17 protein-coding genes are annotated in these 19,365 nt (G+C 63.6%); 16 read left to right on the top strand and 1 reads right to left on the bottom strand.

Going from position 1 to position 19,365, the window contains the following annotated elements:
• Positions 1-38 precede the first annotated feature (38 nt).
• The 16 genes from LB577_RS16750 to LB577_RS16675 all read left to right on the top strand — a co-directional run bounded on the left by LB577_RS16750 (position 39) and on the right by LB577_RS16675 (position 17,879).
• Positions 39-326 (top strand): hypothetical protein, encoded by a 288-nt coding sequence (locus LB577_RS16750; RefSeq protein WP_023777959.1) that lies wholly within the window; start codon positions 39-41, stop codon positions 324-326.
• A gap of 11 nt (positions 327-337) precedes the next feature.
• Positions 338-715 (top strand): hypothetical protein, encoded by a 378-nt coding sequence (locus LB577_RS16745; protein ID WP_013896776.1) that lies wholly within the window; start codon positions 338-340, stop codon positions 713-715.
• Positions 716-747: 32 nt separating this feature from the next.
• Positions 748-909, top strand: coding sequence for a hypothetical protein (locus LB577_RS16740; protein ID WP_023764600.1), 162 nt, complete (start codon positions 748-750; stop codon positions 907-909).
• 14 nt (positions 910-923) lie between these two features.
• Positions 924-2,330, top strand: coding sequence for an APC family permease (locus LB577_RS16735; RefSeq protein WP_013896778.1), 1,407 nt, complete (start codon positions 924-926; stop codon positions 2,328-2,330).
• Between the two features lie 45 nt (positions 2,331-2,375).
• Positions 2,376-3,065 (top strand): hypothetical protein, encoded by a 690-nt coding sequence (locus LB577_RS16730; protein ID WP_224687533.1) that lies wholly within the window; start codon positions 2,376-2,378, stop codon positions 3,063-3,065.
• Positions 3,062-3,391: a hypothetical protein gene (locus LB577_RS16725; protein WP_224687532.1), complete on the top strand. Its 330-nt coding sequence runs from the start codon at positions 3,062-3,064 to the stop codon at positions 3,389-3,391. The genes LB577_RS16730 and LB577_RS16725 overlap by 4 nt, the downstream gene beginning before the upstream one ends.
• An 85-nt stretch (positions 3,392-3,476) precedes the next feature.
• Positions 3,477-4,373 carry a class II glutamine amidotransferase gene (locus LB577_RS16720; protein WP_013896781.1) on the top strand — a complete coding sequence of 299 codons (897 nt, stop codon included), beginning with the start codon at positions 3,477-3,479 and terminating at the stop codon, positions 4,371-4,373.
• 4 nt (positions 4,374-4,377) lie between these two features.
• Complete coding sequence (locus tag LB577_RS16715; RefSeq protein ID WP_013896782.1) at positions 4,378-5,109, top strand: GXGXG domain-containing protein; 732 nt, start codon at positions 4,378-4,380, stop codon at positions 5,107-5,109.
• 6 nt (positions 5,110-5,115) lie between these two features.
• Positions 5,116-6,444 carry an FMN-binding glutamate synthase family protein gene (locus tag LB577_RS16710; protein WP_224687531.1) on the top strand — a complete coding sequence of 443 codons (1,329 nt, stop codon included), beginning with the start codon at positions 5,116-5,118 and terminating at the stop codon, positions 6,442-6,444.
• A 61-nt stretch (positions 6,445-6,505) separates the two neighbouring features.
• Complete coding sequence (gene glnT / locus LB577_RS16705) at positions 6,506-7,813, top strand: type III glutamate--ammonia ligase (RefSeq protein ID WP_224687530.1); 1,308 nt, start codon at positions 6,506-6,508, stop codon at positions 7,811-7,813.
• A gap of 93 nt (positions 7,814-7,906) precedes the next feature.
• Positions 7,907-9,160, top strand: coding sequence for a sarcosine oxidase subunit beta family protein (locus tag LB577_RS16700; protein ID WP_224687529.1), 1,254 nt, complete (start codon positions 7,907-7,909; stop codon positions 9,158-9,160).
• A gap of 10 nt (positions 9,161-9,170) precedes the next feature.
• Positions 9,171-9,446 carry a sarcosine oxidase subunit delta gene (locus tag LB577_RS16695; RefSeq protein ID WP_224687528.1) on the top strand — a complete coding sequence of 92 codons (276 nt, stop codon included), beginning with the start codon at positions 9,171-9,173 and terminating at the stop codon, positions 9,444-9,446.
• A 241-nt stretch (positions 9,447-9,687) separates the two neighbouring features.
• A complete protein-coding gene (locus tag LB577_RS16690) occupies positions 9,688-12,669 on the top strand; it encodes a sarcosine oxidase subunit alpha (protein ID WP_224687527.1) in 2,982 nt (993 codons plus the stop codon).
• Positions 12,647-13,288 (top strand): sarcosine oxidase subunit gamma, encoded by a 642-nt coding sequence (locus tag LB577_RS16685; RefSeq protein ID WP_224687526.1) that lies wholly within the window; start codon positions 12,647-12,649, stop codon positions 13,286-13,288. The genes LB577_RS16690 and LB577_RS16685 overlap by 23 nt, the downstream gene beginning before the upstream one ends.
• A gap of 271 nt (positions 13,289-13,559) precedes the next feature.
• Positions 13,560-15,929, top strand: a complete 2,370-nt coding sequence (locus LB577_RS16680; protein WP_224687525.1) for a DUF1989 domain-containing protein — start codon at positions 13,560-13,562, stop codon at positions 15,927-15,929.
• 240 nt (positions 15,930-16,169) lie between these two features.
• Complete coding sequence (locus tag LB577_RS16675; RefSeq protein WP_224687524.1) at positions 16,170-17,879, top strand: APC family permease; 1,710 nt, start codon at positions 16,170-16,172, stop codon at positions 17,877-17,879.
• Positions 17,880-17,940: 61 nt separating this feature from the next.
• Here LB577_RS16675 and LB577_RS16670 read toward each other — a convergent pair whose 3' ends face one another.
• Complete coding sequence (locus LB577_RS16670) at positions 17,941-19,296, bottom strand: LLM class flavin-dependent oxidoreductase (RefSeq protein WP_224687523.1); 1,356 nt, start codon at positions 19,294-19,296, stop codon at positions 17,941-17,943.
• Positions 19,297-19,365: the final 69 nt, after the last annotated feature.

Raw genomic sequence — 19,365 nt, 5'->3', positions numbered from 1 at the left:
AGGATTCGAGACCGTTCGCCGGAAAAAGGGGAAAACCGATGTCAGACCTGCAGCAGCGCATCGAGGCGCTGTATCGTTCCGACTTGCGCGGCTCCGCGCTGCTGATCATCTGCCTGTGGGCGACGATCCTCTTCGTCCTCTTCATGACATGGCCATACATTCCGCATGGCGGCATCAAGGCCGTCGTCGCGATTGCCGCCGCCGCCGTGCTGATCTTCAACACGGCCGCCATCCTGGCGATGGTCAAACACTACAAGGAAGACAAGGAATTCATCTACGGCCTCGACATCAAGAATGCCGACGCGGCCCGCAACAGCAACTCCTGAGGATCAAGAACATGCCGCGCTACACGCCGCCGGAGCAGAGCAAGGCCGGGCAAGTCTTCGATATCGCCGTCGTTGTCGTCGCCATCTTCGTGGCCCTGTGGCTGCCGCTGAAGCTCGGCCTTGCCGGTGCCGCGAAATCCATCGACGCGCTCGACGCCAAGACATGGGAAGCGCTCGGCCAGAATCCGACCATGGCGTCGATCTGGGAAAAGCTCGGCTATACGCCGGAGACGGCGCACGACATCATCCAGAACCGCTTCCACTACATCATCGACTGGCCGACGCTGATCGTCATGGCAGCGGTCCTGATCGGCTATTTCGTGTTCTTGTTCCGGGCATCCGACCGTGAATATCGCGATGTCATCAACGAGAAGTTCGACGACAAATAAAGTTTCGACGACGCGCAATCGGGGGCAAGATCATGTGGGTGGCACTCTCTTACGCATGCTGGGGCATCTCGATCGTGCTCGCGCTGTGGATGCTTTACGACTGGTTCAAGGTCGATACAACCTACTCCGAGGACGTTCTGACCTCGTCGCGCGAAGGCGAGCTTGAAGCCGCCTCCGAAAAACACCGGATCTGAGTGGGGATTGATCGATGACCGCCGCGGTTGAGAATACCATCACCACCACCATTCACGGCGACCGGGTATCGCTGCTGAGGGTACTCGGCCCGGCCCATGTCTGGGCGCTCGGGGTCGGCATCGTCCTGGTCGGCGAGTTCACCGGCTGGAACTTCTCGGCCGACAAGGGCGGCGCGCTGGCAGCCCTGATCGTCTGCTGGGTGGTCGGCCTGCTCTACACCTCGGTCGCCATGATCGATTCCGAGGTGACGTCGACAGTCGCCGCCGCCGGCGGCCAGTACGCGCAGGCCAAGCACATCGTCGGACCGCTGATGGCCTTCAACGTCGCGCTGTTCCTGGTCTTTGCCTATACGATGCTGGAAGTGTCCGATGCCATCCTGCTCGGCGACACCATCGTCGCCAAGGCCGGCGTCGAAGGGCTCACCCACAATTCCTTCATCGCCGCCACCATCGTGGTGCTGGCATGGCTCAACTACCGCGGCGTGCTGATGACGCTCAACGTCAATTTCGTCATCACCGCGATCGCCTACATCTCGATCGTCATCCTGTTCTTCTCGGTCAGCCCGTGGACGCAAGGCGCCGTGCTGAAGCTCAACGAGCTGGTCACGCCCGGCAATGCGCTGCCCTATGGCTGGATCGGCGTCATCGCCGCCTTCCAGTTCGGCATCTGGTATTATCTCGGCATCGAGGGCACCACGCAGGCCGCCGAGGAAGTGCGCTCGCCGGCCCGCTCGCTGCCCTACGGAACCATGGCCGGCATGATCACGCTTCTGATCGCGGCCGCCATGACCTGGTATGTCTGCGCCTCGCTGATGCCCTGGGAGTATCTCGGCATCACCTATTATCCGCTGTGGGACGCGGGCAAGCTGACCGGCAGCCCGCTGCTGGAAAACCTGTTGTTCGTCGCCACGCTGCTTGCGGCTCTGGCATCGGCCAATGGCTGCATCAATGACGCGGCGCGCGCGTGGTTCTCGCTTGGCCGTGACCGCTATCTGCCGAGCTGGTTCTCGGCCGTGCATCCGAAATACCGCACGCCCTACCGTTCGATCCTGTTTCTGCTGCCGATCGCGCTGGCCTTCGCCTTCATCGCCGACCTCAACCAGGCGATCACCTTCTCGATCCTGTCAGGCGTGCTGCAATACACTTTCATGAGCATCAACATCATGATGTTCCGCAAGAAGTGGCCGCTTGGCTCGATCCGCCGCGGTTACACCCACCCCTTCCATCCGCTGCCGGCGATCGTGCTGTTCTGCCTGTGCGTGGTGACCTTCTTCGCCATCTTCCTCGGCTTCGGCTCGCAGCTGATCGCCATGGTCGCCTTCTACTTCCTGATCTCGCTGTGGTTCCATTTCTACCGCTACAAATTCGTGCGGCGCGGCGAACAGTTCACCATGCCGTGGCCAAAACCGCAGGGCTATTGATGGGAGAAGGTCCGTCCGGATTCCGGGCGGACCTGGCATGACAACATGTCCGAGCTGACGTCAGCACTGCTCGCCGGGGTAATTGTCCTGGCTCTCGTCCTTCACCTTGCGTGGCTGGCGCACCGCAGCCGCAAGAGAGATTTCGCGGCGCTCGCCGGCGAAGAGGCCCGCGTTCGCGCCGTCATTGCCGACGCGGCCAATGTCTCGGACGGCACCGTCGGCGTCATCACCTGGGAAGGCTCGTGGAACGGCCAGCGCGTTCAGTTGCGCACCATTGTCGATACACTGGCGACAAGAAAGCTGCCGGCGCGCTGGCTCAGCGTCTCGCTCACTGAACAGGTCACGGTCCCAGCCATTTTCGACATGATGATGCGGCCAGGCTCGCCGACGACCTTCTCCAATTTCGACCACCTCGAGCATACGCTGCCCAAGGCTCCTGGATTTCCAGCCGAGGCAATCCTGCGCACCGACAAAAGAGGCGCGCGGTTTCCGCAGAGCCTCATCGCCAGCCATATCGAGATCTTCGCCGAAGGACGCGCCAAGGAATTGCTGATCACGCCGAACGGGGTGCGCATCGTCTGGCTGCTGGCCGAGGCCGAGCGGGCCCGTTACGGTGTTTTCCGGCAAGCTGAATTTGGCGGCACGGCACTCGATCCGGCGCTGATCGAAAGGCTGCTGGTGTCGATGTCGGCGCTTCGCGATGCCATCAACAGACATGAACGGCAGGCCGCATGACCGACTCCGCCACGATATCCGCCCCGACCAATCCCTATCTTGTTCTCGGCGCCGCAATCCTGTTGCCGGCAAGTGGACATGTTATTCTCGGCGTGCCGGTGCGTGGCCTGCAGTTTCTCTTCTTCATGGTGATCCTGGCGTGGGTGACCGCCAAGATCGCGCCAGCCGACGCCAGCTTCATCGGTCGCCATGCCGGCGGCGTCCTGATCTACGCGCTGTCCATCCTCGACGCTTACAAACTCGCCCGGGTCCGCCATGCGCTTTGGGTTCACAAGACCCGCGACAGAGGCGATGACCCACAAGGCGGCATTGCGCCGCATATGTAACTAGAGGAAAATTTTTTTCATACGATTGAATTTAGGACATTCATTCGATACATCATTTCGGAGCCACAAACGTCGGGAGGCTGACATGTGCGGAATCGTCGGACTTTTCTTGAAGGACAAGGCGCTGGAGCCGAAGCTCGGCGCGATGCTGTCGGAAATGCTGGTCTCGCTCAGCGATCGCGGCCCCGACAGCGCAGGCATTGCAATCTATGGCGCGCCGTCAGGCAACGAGGCCAAGATCACCATCCAGTCAGCCAAGCCGGAACATGATTTCCGCGGCCTTGAAGCCGACCTTGCCAAGGCTATCGGCGCGCCGGTGAAGATCGCGGTGAAATCGACGCACGCCGTCGTCAGGACCGAGCCCGCCAAGATCGACCAAGCACGCGAGGCCATCCAGGCGTTGCGTCCCGATATTCGCATCATGGGCGCCGGCGACGTCGTCGAGATCTACAAGGAAGTCGGCCTGCCGGAAGCGGTCGTTGATCGCTTCGACGTCCGCAAGATGACCGGCACGCATGGCATCGGCCACACCCGCATGGCGACGGAATCGGCGGTGACGACGATGGGCGCGCACCCGTTCTCGACCGGCGCCGACCAGTGCCTGGTGCACAATGGCTCGCTGTCCAACCACAACAATGTCCGCCGCGAGCTGATCCGCGAAGGCATGAAATTCGAGACCGAGAACGATACCGAGGTGGCGGCCGCCTATCTCTCATCGCAGATGGCGCATGGCAAGAACCTGGGCGAGGCGCTGGAGGGCACGCTCTCCGACCTCGACGGCTTCTTCACCTTCGTCGTCGGCACCAAGAACGGCTTTGGCGTGGTGCGCGATCCGATCGCCTGCAAGCCCGCCGTGATGGCCGAGACCGACCAGTATGTCGCCTTCGGCTCGGAATATCGCGCGCTGACCAAACTGCCCGGCATAGACAATGCGAGGGTCTGGGAACCGGAACCCGCAACCGTCTATTTCTGGGAGCATTGAATTCATGCCGGCAATTAACCTTTCAAAGACGGCGGCGAGCGACCACGCCTCTCGGGTGTTCGATCTCGACCAGATGTCACTGCGCGAGCTCAACCAGGCGCTGCACAACCTGGCTCCCGGCTCGAACGAGACCGCTTGGGAAGTGTTGAACCCTAAAGGCAGCCATTCGGTCGCCGTCGGCGTTGATCAGCCGGTCACCATCGATGTGCGCGGCAGCGTCGGCTACTATTGCGGCGGTATGAACTCCGGCAGCGCCATCACCGTGCATGGCTCGGCCGGCCCCGGCGTCGGCGAGAACATGATGTCGGGCTCGATCACCATCAAGGGCGATGCCAGCCAGTATGCCGGCGCCACCGGCAAGGGTGGCCTGCTGGTCATCGAGGGTAACGCCTCGTCGCGCTGCGGCATCTCGATGAAGGGCATCGACATCGTCGTGCATGGCAATATCGGCCACATGTCGGCCTTCATGGCACAATCCGGCAATCTGGTGGTGCTGGGCGATGCCGGCGACGCGCTGGGCGATTCCATCTACGAGGCGCGCCTCTTCGTGCGCGGCAACGTCGGCAGCCTGGGCGCCGACTGCATCGCCAAGGAGATGCGGCCCGAGCATCTGCAATTGCTGCAGGGGCTGCTCGACCGCGCCGGCATCACCGGCGTCAAGCCGTCTGAGTTCAAGCGCTATGGCTCGGCGCGCACCCTCTACAATTTCAATATCGACAACGCCGACGCGTATTGAGGCAGCATGACCTATCGCAACCCGCCGACGACGCCGCGCAAATCCGCGACCTTCGACGACTACACGCTTTCCGAAATCCGCCGCGCCGCGGCGACCGGCATCTATGACATCCGGGGCGCCGGCGCCAAGCGCAAGCTGCCGCATTTCGACGACCTCCTGTTCCTGGGTGCCTCGATCTCGCGCTATCCGCTCGAAGGCTATCGCGAGCGCTGCGACACCGGCGTGGTGCTGGGTTCGCGCCATGCCAAGAAGCCGATCGAGCTGAAAATCCCGATCACCATCGCCGGCATGAGCTTCGGCTCGCTGTCCGGTCCGGCCAAGGAGGCGCTCGGGCGCGGCGCAACACTGTCCGGCACCTCGACCACGACCGGCGACGGCGGCATGACCGAGGAGGAGCGCGGCCATTCCAAGCAGCTGGTCTATCAATATCTGCCGTCGCGCTATGGCATGAATTTGCGCGACCTGCGGCGCGCCGACGCGATCGAAGTCGTCGTCGGCCAGGGCGCCAAGCCGGGTGGCGGCGGCATGCTGCTCGGCCAGAAGATCTCCGACCGGGTCGCCGAAATGCGCACGTTGCCCAAAGGCATCGACCAGCGCTCGGCCTCGCGCCACCCCGACTGGACCGGCCCCGACGATCTTGAGATCAAGATCCTGGAATTGCGCGAAATCACCGACTGGGAAAAACCGATCTACGTCAAGGTCGGCGGCGCCCGACCCTATTACGACACAGCGCTTGCGGTGAAGGCCGGCGCCGATGTCGTTGTGGTCGACGGCATGCAGGGCGGCACCGCGGCGACGCAGGAAGTGTTCATCGAAAATGTCGGCCAGCCGACGCTTGCCTGCATCAGGCCGGCGGTACAGGCGCTGCAGGATCTGGGCATGCACCGCAAGGTGCAGCTGATCGTCTCGGGCGGCATCCGCAACGGTGCCGATGTCGCCAAGGCGCTCGCATTGGGCGTCGATGCAGTCTCGATCGGCACGGCCGCCCTTGTCGCGCTCGGCGACAATGATCCGCGCTGGGAGGCGGAGTACAACGAGCTCGGCACGACGGCCGGCGCCTATGACGACTGGCATGAGGGCCGCGACCCCGCCGGCATCACCACGCAGGACCCGGAGCTGATGAAGCGGGTCGATCCGGTGGCCGCCGGCCGCCGGCTGGCGAATTACCTCAAGGTGATGACGCTGGAGGCTCAGACCATCGCCCGCGCCTGCGGCAAGAACAGCCTGCACAATCTCGAACCCGAGGACCTCGTCGCGCTGACGATCGAGGCAGCCGCCATGGCCGGCGTGCCGCTGGCCGGCACCAACTGGATACCGGGGAAGAACGGCTTCTAATCAACGAAGGGCCGAAGGCCCTATGCTCTAGGGCCAACAATCGACAAAATGGGGAACTTCCGTGACAGCTGATCTTGCAGAATTCGCAAGGGCGAAAAACGTCAAATACTTCATGATTTCCTACACTGACCTGTTCAGTGGGCAGCGCGCCAAGCTGGTGCCGGCGCAGGCAATCGCCGACATGCAGAAGGATGGCGCCGGCTTTGCCGGGTTTGCCACATGGCTCGACCTGACGCCGGCGCATCCCGACATGCTGGCGGTTCCGGACCCCACCTCGGTGATCCAGTTGCCGTGGAAGCCCGAAGTCGCCTGGGTCGCCGCCAACTGCATCATGGACGACAAGGAGGTCGACCAGGCGCCGCGTAATACACTGAAGCGATTGATCACGGAAGCCGCCAGCGACGGCATGCATGTGAAGACCGGCGTCGAGGCCGAGTTCTTCCTGATCTCGGCCGACGGCAAAACGATTTCCGACGAATACGACACGGCCTCGAAACCCTGCTACGACCAGCAAGCGGTGATGCGGCGCTACGATGTCATCGCCGAGATCTGCGATCACATGCTGGCGCTCGGCTGGGGCGCCTATCAAAACGATCACGAGGATGCCAACGGCCAGTTCGAGATGAATTGGGCCTTCGACGATGCGCTGGCGACCGCCGACAAGCACTCCTTCTTCAAGTTCATGGTCAAGTCGATCGCGGAAAAGCACGGCCTGCGCGCGACCTTCATGCCAAAGCCCTTCCAGGGGCTGACCGGCAATGGCTGCCATGCACATATCTCGGTGTGGGACGAGACTGGCAAGACCAATGTGTTCGCCGATAACTCGATGGAACTCGGCCTGTCGGCCAAGGGCAAAAACTTCCTCGGCGGCATCATGAAGCACGCCTCGGCGCTTGCCGCGATCACCAATCCGACGGTCAATTCCTATAAGCGCATCAACGCGCCGCGCACCATCTCGGGCGCGACCTGGGCGCCGAACACGGTGACCTGGACCGGCAACAACCGCACCCACATGGTGCGCGTGCCGGGACCCGGCCGCTTCGAACTGCGCCTGCCCGACGGCGCGGCCAACCCCTATTTGCTGCAAGCCGTCATCATCGCCGCCGGTCTCGACGGCATCCGCTCCAAGGCCGATCCGGGCAAACGCTACGACATCGACATGTACCAGCTCGGCCATACCGTCACGGACGCGCCGAAGCTGCCGCTCAACCTGCTCGACGCGCTGCGCGAGTTCGACAACGACAAATCGCTCAAGGCGGCGCTGGGTGAGGAATTCTCGTCGGCATACCTAAAGCTGAAGCATCAGGAATGGAATTCCTATGCTTCGCACTTCACGCAATGGGAGCGCGACCACACGCTGGATATCTAGAAGCATCGGACCGAAAAGTGTGAAGCGGTTTTCGGGTAAATCCGATGCGTCAAAAAGAATCCGGCGTAGGGCGAGCGACCTCGGAATGAACTGATGAAATACTCGATCTTCTCGCTCGCCCGCGCCGCTCTCTCCGGCCACAAGAACTGGCAGCGCACCTGGCGCGATGCCACGCCGAAGGATCGCTATGACGTGGTGATCATCGGCGGCGGCGGCCATGGCCTTGCGACCGCATGGTTCCTCGCCAGCGAATACGGCATCAGGAATGTCGCCGTGCTCGAAAAGGGCTGGATCGGCTCCGGCAATGCCGGCCGCAACACCACCATCATCCGCTCCAATTACGGCCTGCCCGGGAATACCGGCTTCTACGAATTGTCGATGAAGCTGTGGGAGCGGATGGAGCAGGATCTCAACTACAACACGATGGTCAGCCAGCGCGGCGTCATCAACCTCTACCATTCCGACGCACAGCGCGACGCTTATGCGCGGCGCGGCAACACCATGCGCATCAACGGTATCGACGCCGAACTGCTCGACCTCGCCGCGGTCAAGAAGATGATCCCGTTCCTGAACTACGACAATGCGCGTTTCCCCGTGCAGGGCGGATTGCTGCAGCGGCGCGGCGGCACGGCACGGCACGATGCCGTGGTCTGGGGCTATGCCCATGCGGCAAGCGCGCTCGGCGTCGATATCATCCAGAACTGCGAGGTGACGGGCTTCGTCCGTGACTCCAACGGCAAGGTGACCGGCGTCGAGACCTCGCGCGGCAAGATCGGCGCCGGCAAGGTCGGCATGGCGGTGGCTGGTTCCTCCTCGCGCGTCGCGGCGATGGCCGGCTTGCGCCTGCCGATCGAAAGCCATGTGCTGCAGGCCTTCGTCTCCGAGGCGATCAAGCCGCTCATCCCGGGTGTCATGACCTTCGGCGCCGGCCATTTCTATGTCAGCCAGTCGGACAAGGGCGGGTTGGTCTTCGGCGGCGACATCGATGGCTATAATTCCTATGCCCAGCGCGGCAACCTGCCGGTGATGGAGGATGTCTGCGAGGGCGGCATGGCGCTGATGCCGATGATCGGCCGTGTGCGCCTGCTGCGCCAGTGGGGCGGCATCATGGACATGTCGATGGACGGCTCGCCGATCATCGACAAGACGTCGGTGGACGGGCTCTATCTCAATGCCGGCTGGTGTTATGGCGGCTTCAAGGCGACGCCGGGCTCGGGCTTCGTCTTTGCACACCTCCTGGCTCGCGAAGAATCCCACAAGGAGGCGGCAAGGTTCCGCCTCGACCGGTTCCGGACTGGTGCCGTGATCGACGAGAAGGGCCAGGGCGCCCAACCGAACCTTCACTGAGGACGGTCACATGCGTATTGTCTGTCCCTTCTGCGGTGAACGCGAACTCGGCGAGTTCACTTATCTCGGCGATGCCAAGCCAGTGCGCCCAGTGGCCGGCGCTTCGGAAGACGAGGTCTTCGATTACGTCTATTTGCGCGACAACATCGCCGGTGACACCAGCGAGCACTGGTATCATGGCGGCGGCTGCCGGGCCTGGCTGAAGATCACCCGCAACACGCTGACGCACGAGATTTCGGCCGTGGAGTCGGCGGCGGGTGCTGGGGCGAGGCAGGTTGGAAGATGAGCTATTCTCGCCACTTCAGCGCAGCCCCTCACCTGCCTGCCGGCATCCTCTCCCCGTATGGGGACGGGGAGAGGGACGCTGGCCGCAGCGCCGCCGCCCTTTCTGCAACATTGATGATTGGCGAAATCATGGACGAGAGCGTCCTTCTCCCCGTCACTATACGGGGAGAAGTGCCCGGCAGGGCGATGAGGGGCAGCGCAACCCTCTCGCATTTCATCGAACTCACGGAAGGCCGGCAATCGTGAGCTCCAGCCAAGCCCATCGTCTCGCATCCGGCGGCCTCATCGACCGCTCGGCGTCGCTGCATTTCCGCTTCGACGGCAAGAGCTTTTCCGGCTTCCAGGGCGACACGCTGGCGTCGGCGCTGATCGCCAATGGCGTCAAGCTGGTCGGCCGCTCGTTCAAATACCATCGTCCGCGGGGCATCCTGACTGCGGGCTCGGAAGAGCCAAATGCTCTGGTCGAACTGCGCACCGGCGCACGCCGCGAGCCGAACACCAAGGCAACGACGGCCGAGCTCTATGAAGGGCTCGACGCCGCCAGCCAGAACCGTTGGCCATCGCTGCGCCACGATGTGATGTCGGTGAACCAATTGTTCGCGCCGATCTTCGTCGCCGGCTTCTACTACAAGACCTTCATGTGGCCGGCCAAGTTCTGGGAAGCGATCTACGAGCCAGCGATCCGCCGCGCCGCCGGCCTCGGACGCGCAGCCGGCATTGCCGATCCCGACCACTACGACAAGACCTGGGCGCATTGCGACGTGCTGATCGCCGGTTCCGGCCCGACCGGCCTGGCGGCGGCACTGGCTGCCGGCCGCGCTGGTGCCCGCGTCATCCTGTGCGAAGAAGATTTTGTCCCCGGCGGCCGCCTGCTGTCGGATGGCGGCATGATCGATGGCGTACCGGCGGCCGAGTGGCTGTCGCGCACCTTGGCCGAACTGACCGACATGCCCGACGTCCGCATCATGACCCGCACGACACTGTTCGGCGTCTATGATGGCGGCACCTATGGCGCGATCGAGCGGGTCAACGATCATCTGCCCTCCCCGCCGGAGCATGAGGTGCGCCAGCGCTTGTGGCGGATCGTGGCCAAACGCTGTGTTGTCGCGGCCGGCGCCATCGAACGGCCGATCGTCTTTGCCGGCAACGATACGCCTGGCGTGATAATGGCTTCCGCGGTGCGGACCTATGTCACGCGCTACGCGGCAGCACCGGCAAAGCGCATCGCGCTGTTCACCAACAATGAGGATGGCTGGCGCACGGTCGAGACGGCCCTCGGCACCGGACTGCAGATCGCGGCGGTGATCGACGCACGGCCAGATGTATCTCCAGCCCATCGTTCGTTGGCGTCCAAGGGCGGCTTCCCGGTGCTGCATGGCGCTGTCAGTGGCGTCGACGGCGGCAAGGATGGCGTGCGGAAAATCATGGTATCGCTGACCGGCGGCGCGCGCGCTGAGGTCGAGGCGGGCGGGCTCGCCGTTTCTGGTGGCTGGAACCCGGCGGTCGGGCTGACCTCCTATCATCGCGGCCGGCCGAAATGGCGCGACGACATTGCTGCCTTCGTACCCGATGGCGCGCCTCCCGGCATGGTCGCCGCCGGGGCGGCTTCCGGCGCCTTCGGGCTGGGGGCCTGCCTGACCGAAGGGTTCGCCGCTGGTGCAACAGCCGCGCTCGACGCAGGGCGCAGCGGCAAGCCAGGCTCGGCGCCGATCGCCGACGACGAGGCTTTCTCGCTGACGCCGCTCTGGCACGTCAGCGGCAAGGGCAAGGCGTTCGTCGACCAGCAGCACGATGTCACTGCCTCCGACATCGAACTCGCCCAGCGCGAGGGTTTCGAATCGGTCGAGCATCTGAAGCGCTACACGACGCTTGGCATGGCGACCGACCAAGGCAAGACCTCCAACGTCGCGGGCCTCGCCATCATGGCGGCGGTGAGCGGCCGCTCCATTCCGGAGACCGGCACGACGATCTACAGGCCGCCTTACGTGCCCGTCGCCATCGGCGCCTTCGCCGGCCATCACCGCGACGAAACGTTCCACGCGACGCGGCTGACGCCGTCGCATCACTGGGCCGCCGAACAGGGCGCCATCTTCGTCGACACCGGCCTCTGGAAGCGCGCGCAATGGTACCCTCGCGCCGGCGAGAAGGACTGGCTGGAATCCGTGACGCGCGAGGTCAAGGCAGTGCGCTCGGGCGTCGGCTTCTGCGATGTCTCGACGCTCGGCAAGATCGACGTCCATGGCCCGGATGCCGGCGCCTTCCTCGACCGCGTCTACATCAACACTTTCTCCAACCTCGCAGTCGGCAAGGCGCGCTACGGACTGATGCTGCGCGAGGACGGCATCGTCTATGACGACGGCACGACTTCGCGGCTGGCTGAGGACCACTATTTCCTCACCACAACCACGGCCAAGGCCGGGCTGGTGATGCAGCATCTCGAATTCTGCCGGCAGGTGCTGTTTCCCGAACTCGACGTCCAGTTGACATCGGTGTCCGATCAATGGGCGCAATTCTCGATTGCCGGACCGAAGACGCGAGACCTGCTCAGGGAAATCGTCGACCCCGCCGAAGACCTTTCCAACGAAGGTTTTCCGTTCATGGGCGCACGCGAAGTCCGCTTGCGCGGCGGCATCAAGGCGCGGCTGTTCCGCATTTCGTTCTCGGGCGAGATGGCGTTCGAGATCTCGGTGCCGGCGCGCTTTGGAGAGGCCATGGCGCGCAATCTGATGCTGGCCGGAAAGCCGTTTGGCGTGACGCCGTATGGCACCGAAGCGCTTGGCGTGATGCGTGTCGAAAAGGGCCATGTCGCCGGACCGGAATTGAGCGGCACGACGACCGCGGCCGATCTTGGCCTCGGCAAGATGATGTCGACCAAGAAGGATTTCATCGGCCGGGTAATGGCTGGCCGCGAGGCGCTGGTGGCGCCGGACCGGCAGGTCGTGGTCGGCATCAAGCCGGCCGACAAGGCACGCCGGCTGCGCTCCGGCGCGCATATCATCCCGAAGGGGCAGACGCCCGGACCGGACAACGACCAAGGCTATGTCACCTCGGTCTGTTTCTCGCCGACACTGGACCAGTGGATAGGGCTCGGCCTGGTCGAACGCGGCCGCGAGCGCATCGGCGAGATCGTCCATGCGCATGATCCGCTGCGCGGCGAGGACTATGATGTCGAGCTCTGCAATCCCGTCTTCTACGATCCGGATGGAGGGCGCCAGCGTGGTTGAGTTTTCCTGGGAAGTCCGCAGTCCGCTGGAGCATGCGCTCGTGTCAGGTGCGCATGATGCGCAAGGTGATGCCGGTGTTTCGCTGACCGAGATTCGCAATTTCGACCTGGTCCAGGTGATGGCACGGCGCGGCAAGGCGGCGGAGCTGGCCTTAGCCGCGAAAGCCCATTTCGGCATTGCGGCGCCGGAAACACCGAAGGCGGTGCAGACCCCCGACGCCACGCTGATCTGGTCAGGACCGGATCAGTTTTTCGTGCTGTCGAAGGGTGGCAAGCACACGACGCAGATGCTGGCGCCGGCATTCTCCGGCTCCGCCTCGCTGTCGGACCAATCGCATGCACGGGTCTTGATCAACATTTCCGGGGACAAGGTGCGCACTATGCTGGCGAAACTGTCATCGATCGATTTGCACCCAACCGCGTTCCCGGTTGGCGCGGCAGCCGCGACCTCGATGGACCACACCAGCGTCACGCTCTGGCGCGGCGCAGACCGGGCGGACGGGCTGGCAGTGTTCAACGTTCTGGTGTTCGCGACGTTTGCCGAGAGCCTTTGGCACACGATGCTGGACGCTGCTGCGGAATATGGCGTGGCGATCAAACATTCAGAGGAACTGGTGTAGCGTTTGTGAGCGGCTCTTCCTTCTCCCCCTGTGGGAGAAGGTGGATCGGCGCCATAGCGCCGAGACGGATGAGGGGTGCTCCAGGGAACGCCAACGCCTCACTCCGCTGGAACACCCCTCATCCGTCGCCTTCGGCGACACCTTCTCCCGCAGGGGGAGAAGGGGGAGCTTTACGTCAGCTCCGCCTTGCCAAACGTGACGCCCCTGCTATTCTTGCAGCTAAAATAATTTCACACACAGGCAAACTTGTTTCTCGAACCGCAAGGCTGAGATGAGCCAGTCGCCCTACCCCGCCGTCGCCGCCGGACCGCCCAGGCCCAGCCTCATCCTGAGGCCGGGGCAGATCGCGCTGCCGCCGGGCATGGAGCGTTATACGATCCAGGGCAACGGCGCGGTGCTTGTCGACATCAAGGCCGGCGACACGATCAGCGTGCGCAACGTCGAAGGCGGCCAGGCTTGCGAACTGCTGGCGTGGGACAGCACCGGTGCGACCGATCCCGGCATCCTCGGTGAGAAATCCAACAGCAATGCCGCCGGCATCAAGGCGCTGCTGGCCGAGGGCGATGACAGCCTCGCTTCAGTGCGTCGCGGACTCGAGCGACGCCATGTGCAGCTCGATCAGGTCAGGGCGGTGCGCGTGTTCAGCGGCGCGACACCCGCAGGTACGGAGCAGGGTTTTACCGTCGCCCGCGATGGTGCGTTGCTGATTGCCGCGCCCGGGGGGCCGATGCTGGTCGATGGCCACGACACGGCAACACCTCTCACCGTCATCGTGCGTCGCGCCACCATCCGCCCCGCAGCCCGATCACAGCTTGCCGATCCGCTCGCGGAGCCTGTGCTTGACCTTCGCGTCCATTCGGCTACGGCGGAATCCTACTTCGTCAAGGCCGGCGACTATCTGCAGATCATCGATGTCGACGGGCGCCAGTGCACCGACTTCCAGTGCTTTTCGGCGCGCAAGCTGGACAAGGGTCTCGACCATCCGCTCGACGTGACGACGACCCGCACGCTGATGGGCGCGAGCTATCCGATGCCCGGTCTGCATTCGAAATACTACGACCAGGACATGGAACCGCTTGTCGAGGTGGTCCAGGACACCTGTGGCCGGCACGACGCCTTCGCGCTCGCCTGCGCGGCCAAATATTACGACGATATCGGCTACCCCGGGCACACCAATTGCTCCGAGAATTTCAACCGCGCGCTGGCCGACAAGGGCGTCAATCCCCGCGCGGGCTGGATGGCTATCAACTTCTTCTTCAACACGGCGATCGACGCGCATGGCGTCATGGTGTCCGACGAGCCATGGTCGCGGCCCGGCGATTATGTCCTGCTCAGGGCGTTGACCGACATCGTCTGCGTCTCCTCCGCCTGCCCTGACGATACGACGCCGGCCAATGGCTGGGACCCGACCGACATCCACGTGCGGACCTATTCCGGCCAGCACAAATTCTCGCGAGCGATCGCCAGACGCATGACGCCCGATTCGGAACCCAAAATGACCCGCGAGACCGCCTTTCATTCGAGCTTTGCCAAGCACACCCGCGACTTCGCCGAATACAGGGGCTATTGGCTGGCCAATTCCTTCGCCAAGGAAGGGCCGATCGCCGAATACTGGGCCTGCCGCCAGGACGCGGTGATCATGGACCTGTCACCGTTGCGCAAGTTCGAGGTCACCGGCCCGGACTCCGAAGCGCTGCTGCAATACACGCTGACCCGCGACGTCAAGAAACTCGGCGTCGGCCAGGTCGTCTATTCGGCGATGTGCTACGAGCATGGCGGCATGATCGACGACGGCACGCTGCTCAGGCTCGGCAAGGACAATTTCCGCTGGGTCGGGGGCGATGATCTGTCCGGCGAATGGCTGCGCGAGACGGCGAAAAAACTCGGCCTCAACGTGCTGGTGCGCTCGTCGACAGACCAGATGCACAATGTCGCCGTGCAAGGGCCGAAGAGCCGCGACATCCTTCGCGAGGTGATCTGGACCTCGCCGCTGCAACCGTCGATCGACGAACTGGAATGGTTCCGCTTCGCCGTCGCCCGCATCGGCGGCGGCAACGGCATTCCGGTCGTCGTCTCGCGCACCGGCTATACCGGCGAGCTCGGCTACGAGATCTGGTGCCATCCGCGCGACGCCGAGAAAGTGTTCGACGCCATCTGGGAAGCCGGCCAGCCCCATGGGCTGAAACCGATGGGGCTGCAGGCGCTTGACATGGTGCGCATCGAGGCCGGGCTGATCTTCGCCGGCTACGAATTCTCGGACCAGACAGACCCCTTCGAGGCGGGCATCGGCTTTACCGTGCCGCTGAAGACCAAGACCGACGACTTCATCGGCCGCGAGGCGCTGATCCGGCGCAAGGAAAACCCGCAGAACAAACTGGTCGGGCTCGAAATCGACAGCAATGTCGCGGTCGGCCATGGCGACTGCGTCCATGTCGGACGCGCCCAGATCGGCGTCGTCACATCGAGCATGCGTTCGCCGGTGCTGAACAAGAACATCGCGCTGGCGCGGCTCGACGTCACCCACGCCGCCATCGGTACGGAGGTCGAGATCGGCAAGCTCGACGGTCATGCCAAGAGGCTGCCGGCACATGTCGTTGCCTTCGCCCATTACGATCCGCAGAAGACCAGACCACGCTCCTGAGCATTGCAACCCTTGCCTTCCCCCCTTGTGGGAGAAGGCAAGAGCCTGTTTCGCAAGCGTGATGTGCATGGCTTCACAAAACGCTTGACCTGAAAGCGCGCCGGATCAATCTTCACTCTTAAGAAAAAAATGCGACTGAGTGGAAACACCGCAGTCGTGCGATCATTGTGCCGGGAGCAAGCTTCGCAGAGCCGAGGCATCGCCGGCGGGGAACACTTACAAAAAGGGGAAGTCACTGACATGAGCACGATAAGCACGGTCCTGGACCAGCCTGCCGAAAGCAAGCTGCTCAGGCATATCGACTGGCGCGGCGCCTTCTGGGTGGCGAGCGGCGTTCCGGCGCTGGTCCTGTTTTCGATCGGCGGCATCGCCGGCACGACCGGGACGCTGGCCTTCCTGATCTGGACGGTGTCCATGATCATGGGCTTCCTGCAATCCTTCACCTATGCCGAGATCGCCGGCCTGTTCCCGAACAAGTCGGGCGGCGCCTCGATCTACGGCGCCACGGCCTGGCTGCGCTATTCCAAGTTCATCGCGCCGCTGTCGGTATGGTGCAACTGGTTCGCCTGGTCGCCGGTGCTGTCGCTCGGCTGCTCGATCGCCGCCGCCTATATCCTCAACGCACTGGCGCCGGTGCCGCTGTTCACCGAGACCTCGGCGGAAGTCGTCGCCTATATCGCGGCCCATGCCGGAACGGCACCCGCCGACGCCATCACCGCGGTGACCGCGGCCGCGACACCGGCTATCCGCAACTGGACACTGTACAGCCACACGCTGGGTCCGGTCTCCTTCACCTTCAATGCGACCTTCTTCATCGGCGCTGTGCTGATGCTGATCATCTTCTCGATCCAGCATCGCGGCATCCTCGGCACGGCCAACGTGCAGAAATATATCGGCCTGCTGGTCATCATTCCGATGCTGATCGTCGGCGTCGTGCCGATCGTCACCGGGCAGATCAACTGGGCCAACTTCTCGCCGCTGGTGCCGCTGGCCGCCGCCTACGCGCCCGAGCCCGGCGCGTGGAATATCGCCGGCTGGACGCTGGTGCTGGGCGGCATGTTCATCGCCGCCTGGTCGACCTACGGCTTCGAGACCGCCGTCTGCTACACCTCCGAGTTCAAGAACCCGGGCACCGACACGTTCAAGGCGATCTTCTATTCCGGCCTGCTCTGCATGCTCTTGTTCATCCTCGTGCCCTTCACCTTCCAGGGCGTACTCGGCCTGAACGGCATGCTGGCAACGCCGATCGTCGACGGCTCCGGCGTGGCCGACGCGCTGGCCGGCATGGTCGGTGGGGGCGCGCTGATCCACAGCCTGCTGGTGATGCTGATGATCCTGGCGCTGGTGCTGTGCATCATGACGGCGATGGCTGGCTCCTCGCGCACGCTCTACCAGGGCTCGGTCGATGGCTGGCTGCCGCGCTACCTCAGCCACGTCAACGAACACGGCGCGCCGACGCGAGCCATGTGGACCGATCTCGTCTTCAACCTGATCGTGCTGGCGATTGCCTCCGCCGACGCGACGAGCTTCTTCTTCATCCTCGCCGTGTCGAATTGCGGCTACATCATCTTCAACTTCCTCAACCTCAATGCCGGCTGGATCCACCGCATCGATAACGGCCATATCGCGCGCCCCTGGAAGGCGCCGAGCTGGCTGCTGGGGATCGGAGCCATCTTCGCCTACGTCAACGCGATCTTCATGGGCGCCGGCGCCAAGGTGTGGAACCCGATGGCATTGTGGGCCGGCCTGATTACCGCGGCCTTGATCATCCCGGTGTTCTGCTTCCGCCACTACATCCAGGACGGAGGCAAGTTTCCCGACCACATGCTGGCCGATCTCGGCATGACGGGCGCCGACCTCTCGGTGAAGAAGGCAGGCATGCTGCCCTATCTGACGCTGGTCGCAGGCGTGGCGGTGATGCTTCTCGCCAACTGGTACTTTGTTATCTGACATCGCCAACCGATAAAAACGGGCACGCTTCGGCGCGCCCGTTTTTCCTTGCGCCGAGACATCAGCCGGCCTTGCGAATGGCCGCTTCCGAGCCTCCGAAAAACTGGTTTGGCGGCCGCATCAGGCCGAGATTCTCGCGCAGCGTCGAACCCTCATACTGGCGCCTGAAAATGCCGCGCCGCTGCAACTCGGGCACCACCTTCTTGGCGAAATCGTCGAGCCCGGCGGGCAGATAGGGGAACATGATGTTGAAGCCGTCCGACCCCTCGGCGACCAGCCATTCCTCCATCTCATCGGCAATGGTTTGCGGCGTGCCGACGAAAGCGAGGCCGGAATAGCCACCCAGTCTTTGGGCTAGCTGGCGCACGGTCAGGTTTTCCGTGCGTGCCAGTTCAATGACACGCTCGCGACCGCTTCTGCTCGCGTTGGTCTCGGGAATTTCGGGCAAGGCCGCATCGGGATCGAAGCCGGATGCATCATGCCCGAGAGCGATCGACAGCGAGGCGATGCCGCTCTCGTAGTAGACCAGACTGTCAAGTTTGGCGCGCTTGTCCCGCGCTTCCTCGACGCTGTCGCCAACGACGACGAAGGCGCCGGGCAGGATCTTGATGTCGTCGCGCGAGCGGCCGAGTTTTTCCGCCCGGCTTTTGACATCGGCAAAGAAGCGCTGCCCCGAGGGGAGATCACCATGCGCGGCGAAGATCACCTCGGCCGTCTCGGCGGCCAGCTGCCGCCCCGCTTCCGACGCGCCGGCCTGCACGATGACCGGCCAGCCTTGCACCGGGCGGGCTATGTTGAGCGGACCCCGCACCGAAAGATGTTCGCCCTTGTGATCCAGCACATGCAGCCGCGCCGGATCGAAATAGAGCCCGCTTTCGGCGTCGCGGATGAAAGCGTCGTCGGCAAAACTGTCCCACAGGCCGGTCACGACATCGTAGAATTCCCGCGCCCGATGATAGCGCTCGTCATGCTCGACATGGTCGTCCAGCCCGAAATTCAGCGCCGCATCGGGGTTGGACGTGGTGACGATGTTCCAGCCGGCGCGCCCACCGCTGATGTGGTCCAGCGACGCGAAGCGGCGGGCGATGTGATAGGGCGCGTCGAAGGTCGTCGACGCGGTGGCGATGAGACCGATGTGATCTGTGACGGCGGCCAGTGCCGACAGCAGCGTGAACGGTTCGAACGAGGTCACCGTGTGGCTGCGCCGCAGCGCTTCTATCGGCATGTTGAGCACGGCCAGATGGTCGGCCATGAAGAAGGCGTCGAACTTCGCCGCCTCCAGCGTCTGCGCGAAGCGCTTCAGATGCGCGAAGTTGAAATTGGCGTCGGGATAGGCGCCCGGATAGCGCCAGGCGCCGGTGTGCAGACTGACAGGGCGCATGAAGGCGCCGAGCCGCAATTGCCGTTTTTCCGTCATGGGAAGACATCCTGATGATGAGGAGCGTTGCCGCTCCGGTGTCGCTCAGGATGGGACCGCTTCAAGGCC

It is taken from the genome of Mesorhizobium sp. B283B1A (assembly GCF_020165735.1).
In the GTDB taxonomy this organism is placed as follows: Bacteria; Pseudomonadota; Alphaproteobacteria; order Rhizobiales; family Rhizobiaceae; genus Mesorhizobium; species Mesorhizobium opportunistum.
Note: the sequence above shows the minus strand (reverse complement) of the source record. Positions and strands in the feature narration are given on the sequence as shown.

Bases quoted from the DNA above. Each gene is read 5' to 3' on its own strand.
- LB577_RS16740 (WP_023764600.1), top strand. From the start codon at position 748: ATGTGGGTGGCACTCTCTTACGCATGCTGGGGCATCTCGATCGTGCTC.
- LB577_RS16700 (WP_224687529.1), top strand. From the start codon at position 7,907: ATGAAATACTCGATCTTCTCGCTCGCCCGCGCCGCTCTCTCCGGCCAC.
- LB577_RS16750 (WP_023777959.1), top strand. From the start codon at position 39: ATGTCAGACCTGCAGCAGCGCATCGAGGCGCTGTATCGTTCCGACTTG.
- LB577_RS16745 (WP_013896776.1), top strand. From the start codon at position 338: ATGCCGCGCTACACGCCGCCGGAGCAGAGCAAGGCCGGGCAAGTCTTC.
- LB577_RS16675 (WP_224687524.1), top strand. From the start codon at position 16,170: ATGAGCACGATAAGCACGGTCCTGGACCAGCCTGCCGAAAGCAAGCTG.
- LB577_RS16725 (WP_224687532.1), top strand. From the start codon at position 3,062: ATGACCGACTCCGCCACGATATCCGCCCCGACCAATCCCTATCTTGTT.
- LB577_RS16720 (WP_013896781.1), top strand. From the start codon at position 3,477: ATGTGCGGAATCGTCGGACTTTTCTTGAAGGACAAGGCGCTGGAGCCG.
- LB577_RS16710 (WP_224687531.1), top strand. From the start codon at position 5,116: ATGACCTATCGCAACCCGCCGACGACGCCGCGCAAATCCGCGACCTTC.
- LB577_RS16735 (WP_013896778.1), top strand. From the start codon at position 924: ATGACCGCCGCGGTTGAGAATACCATCACCACCACCATTCACGGCGAC.
- LB577_RS16695 (WP_224687528.1), top strand. From the start codon at position 9,171: ATGCGTATTGTCTGTCCCTTCTGCGGTGAACGCGAACTCGGCGAGTTC.
- LB577_RS16685 (WP_224687526.1), top strand. From the start codon at position 12,647: ATGGAGGGCGCCAGCGTGGTTGAGTTTTCCTGGGAAGTCCGCAGTCCG.
- LB577_RS16670 (WP_224687523.1), bottom strand. From the start codon at position 19,296: ATGACGGAAAAACGGCAATTGCGGCTCGGCGCCTTCATGCGCCCTGTC.
- LB577_RS16715 (WP_013896782.1), top strand. From the start codon at position 4,378: ATGCCGGCAATTAACCTTTCAAAGACGGCGGCGAGCGACCACGCCTCT.
- LB577_RS16680 (WP_224687525.1), top strand. From the start codon at position 13,560: ATGAGCCAGTCGCCCTACCCCGCCGTCGCCGCCGGACCGCCCAGGCCC.
- LB577_RS16730 (WP_224687533.1), top strand. From the start codon at position 2,376: ATGTCCGAGCTGACGTCAGCACTGCTCGCCGGGGTAATTGTCCTGGCT.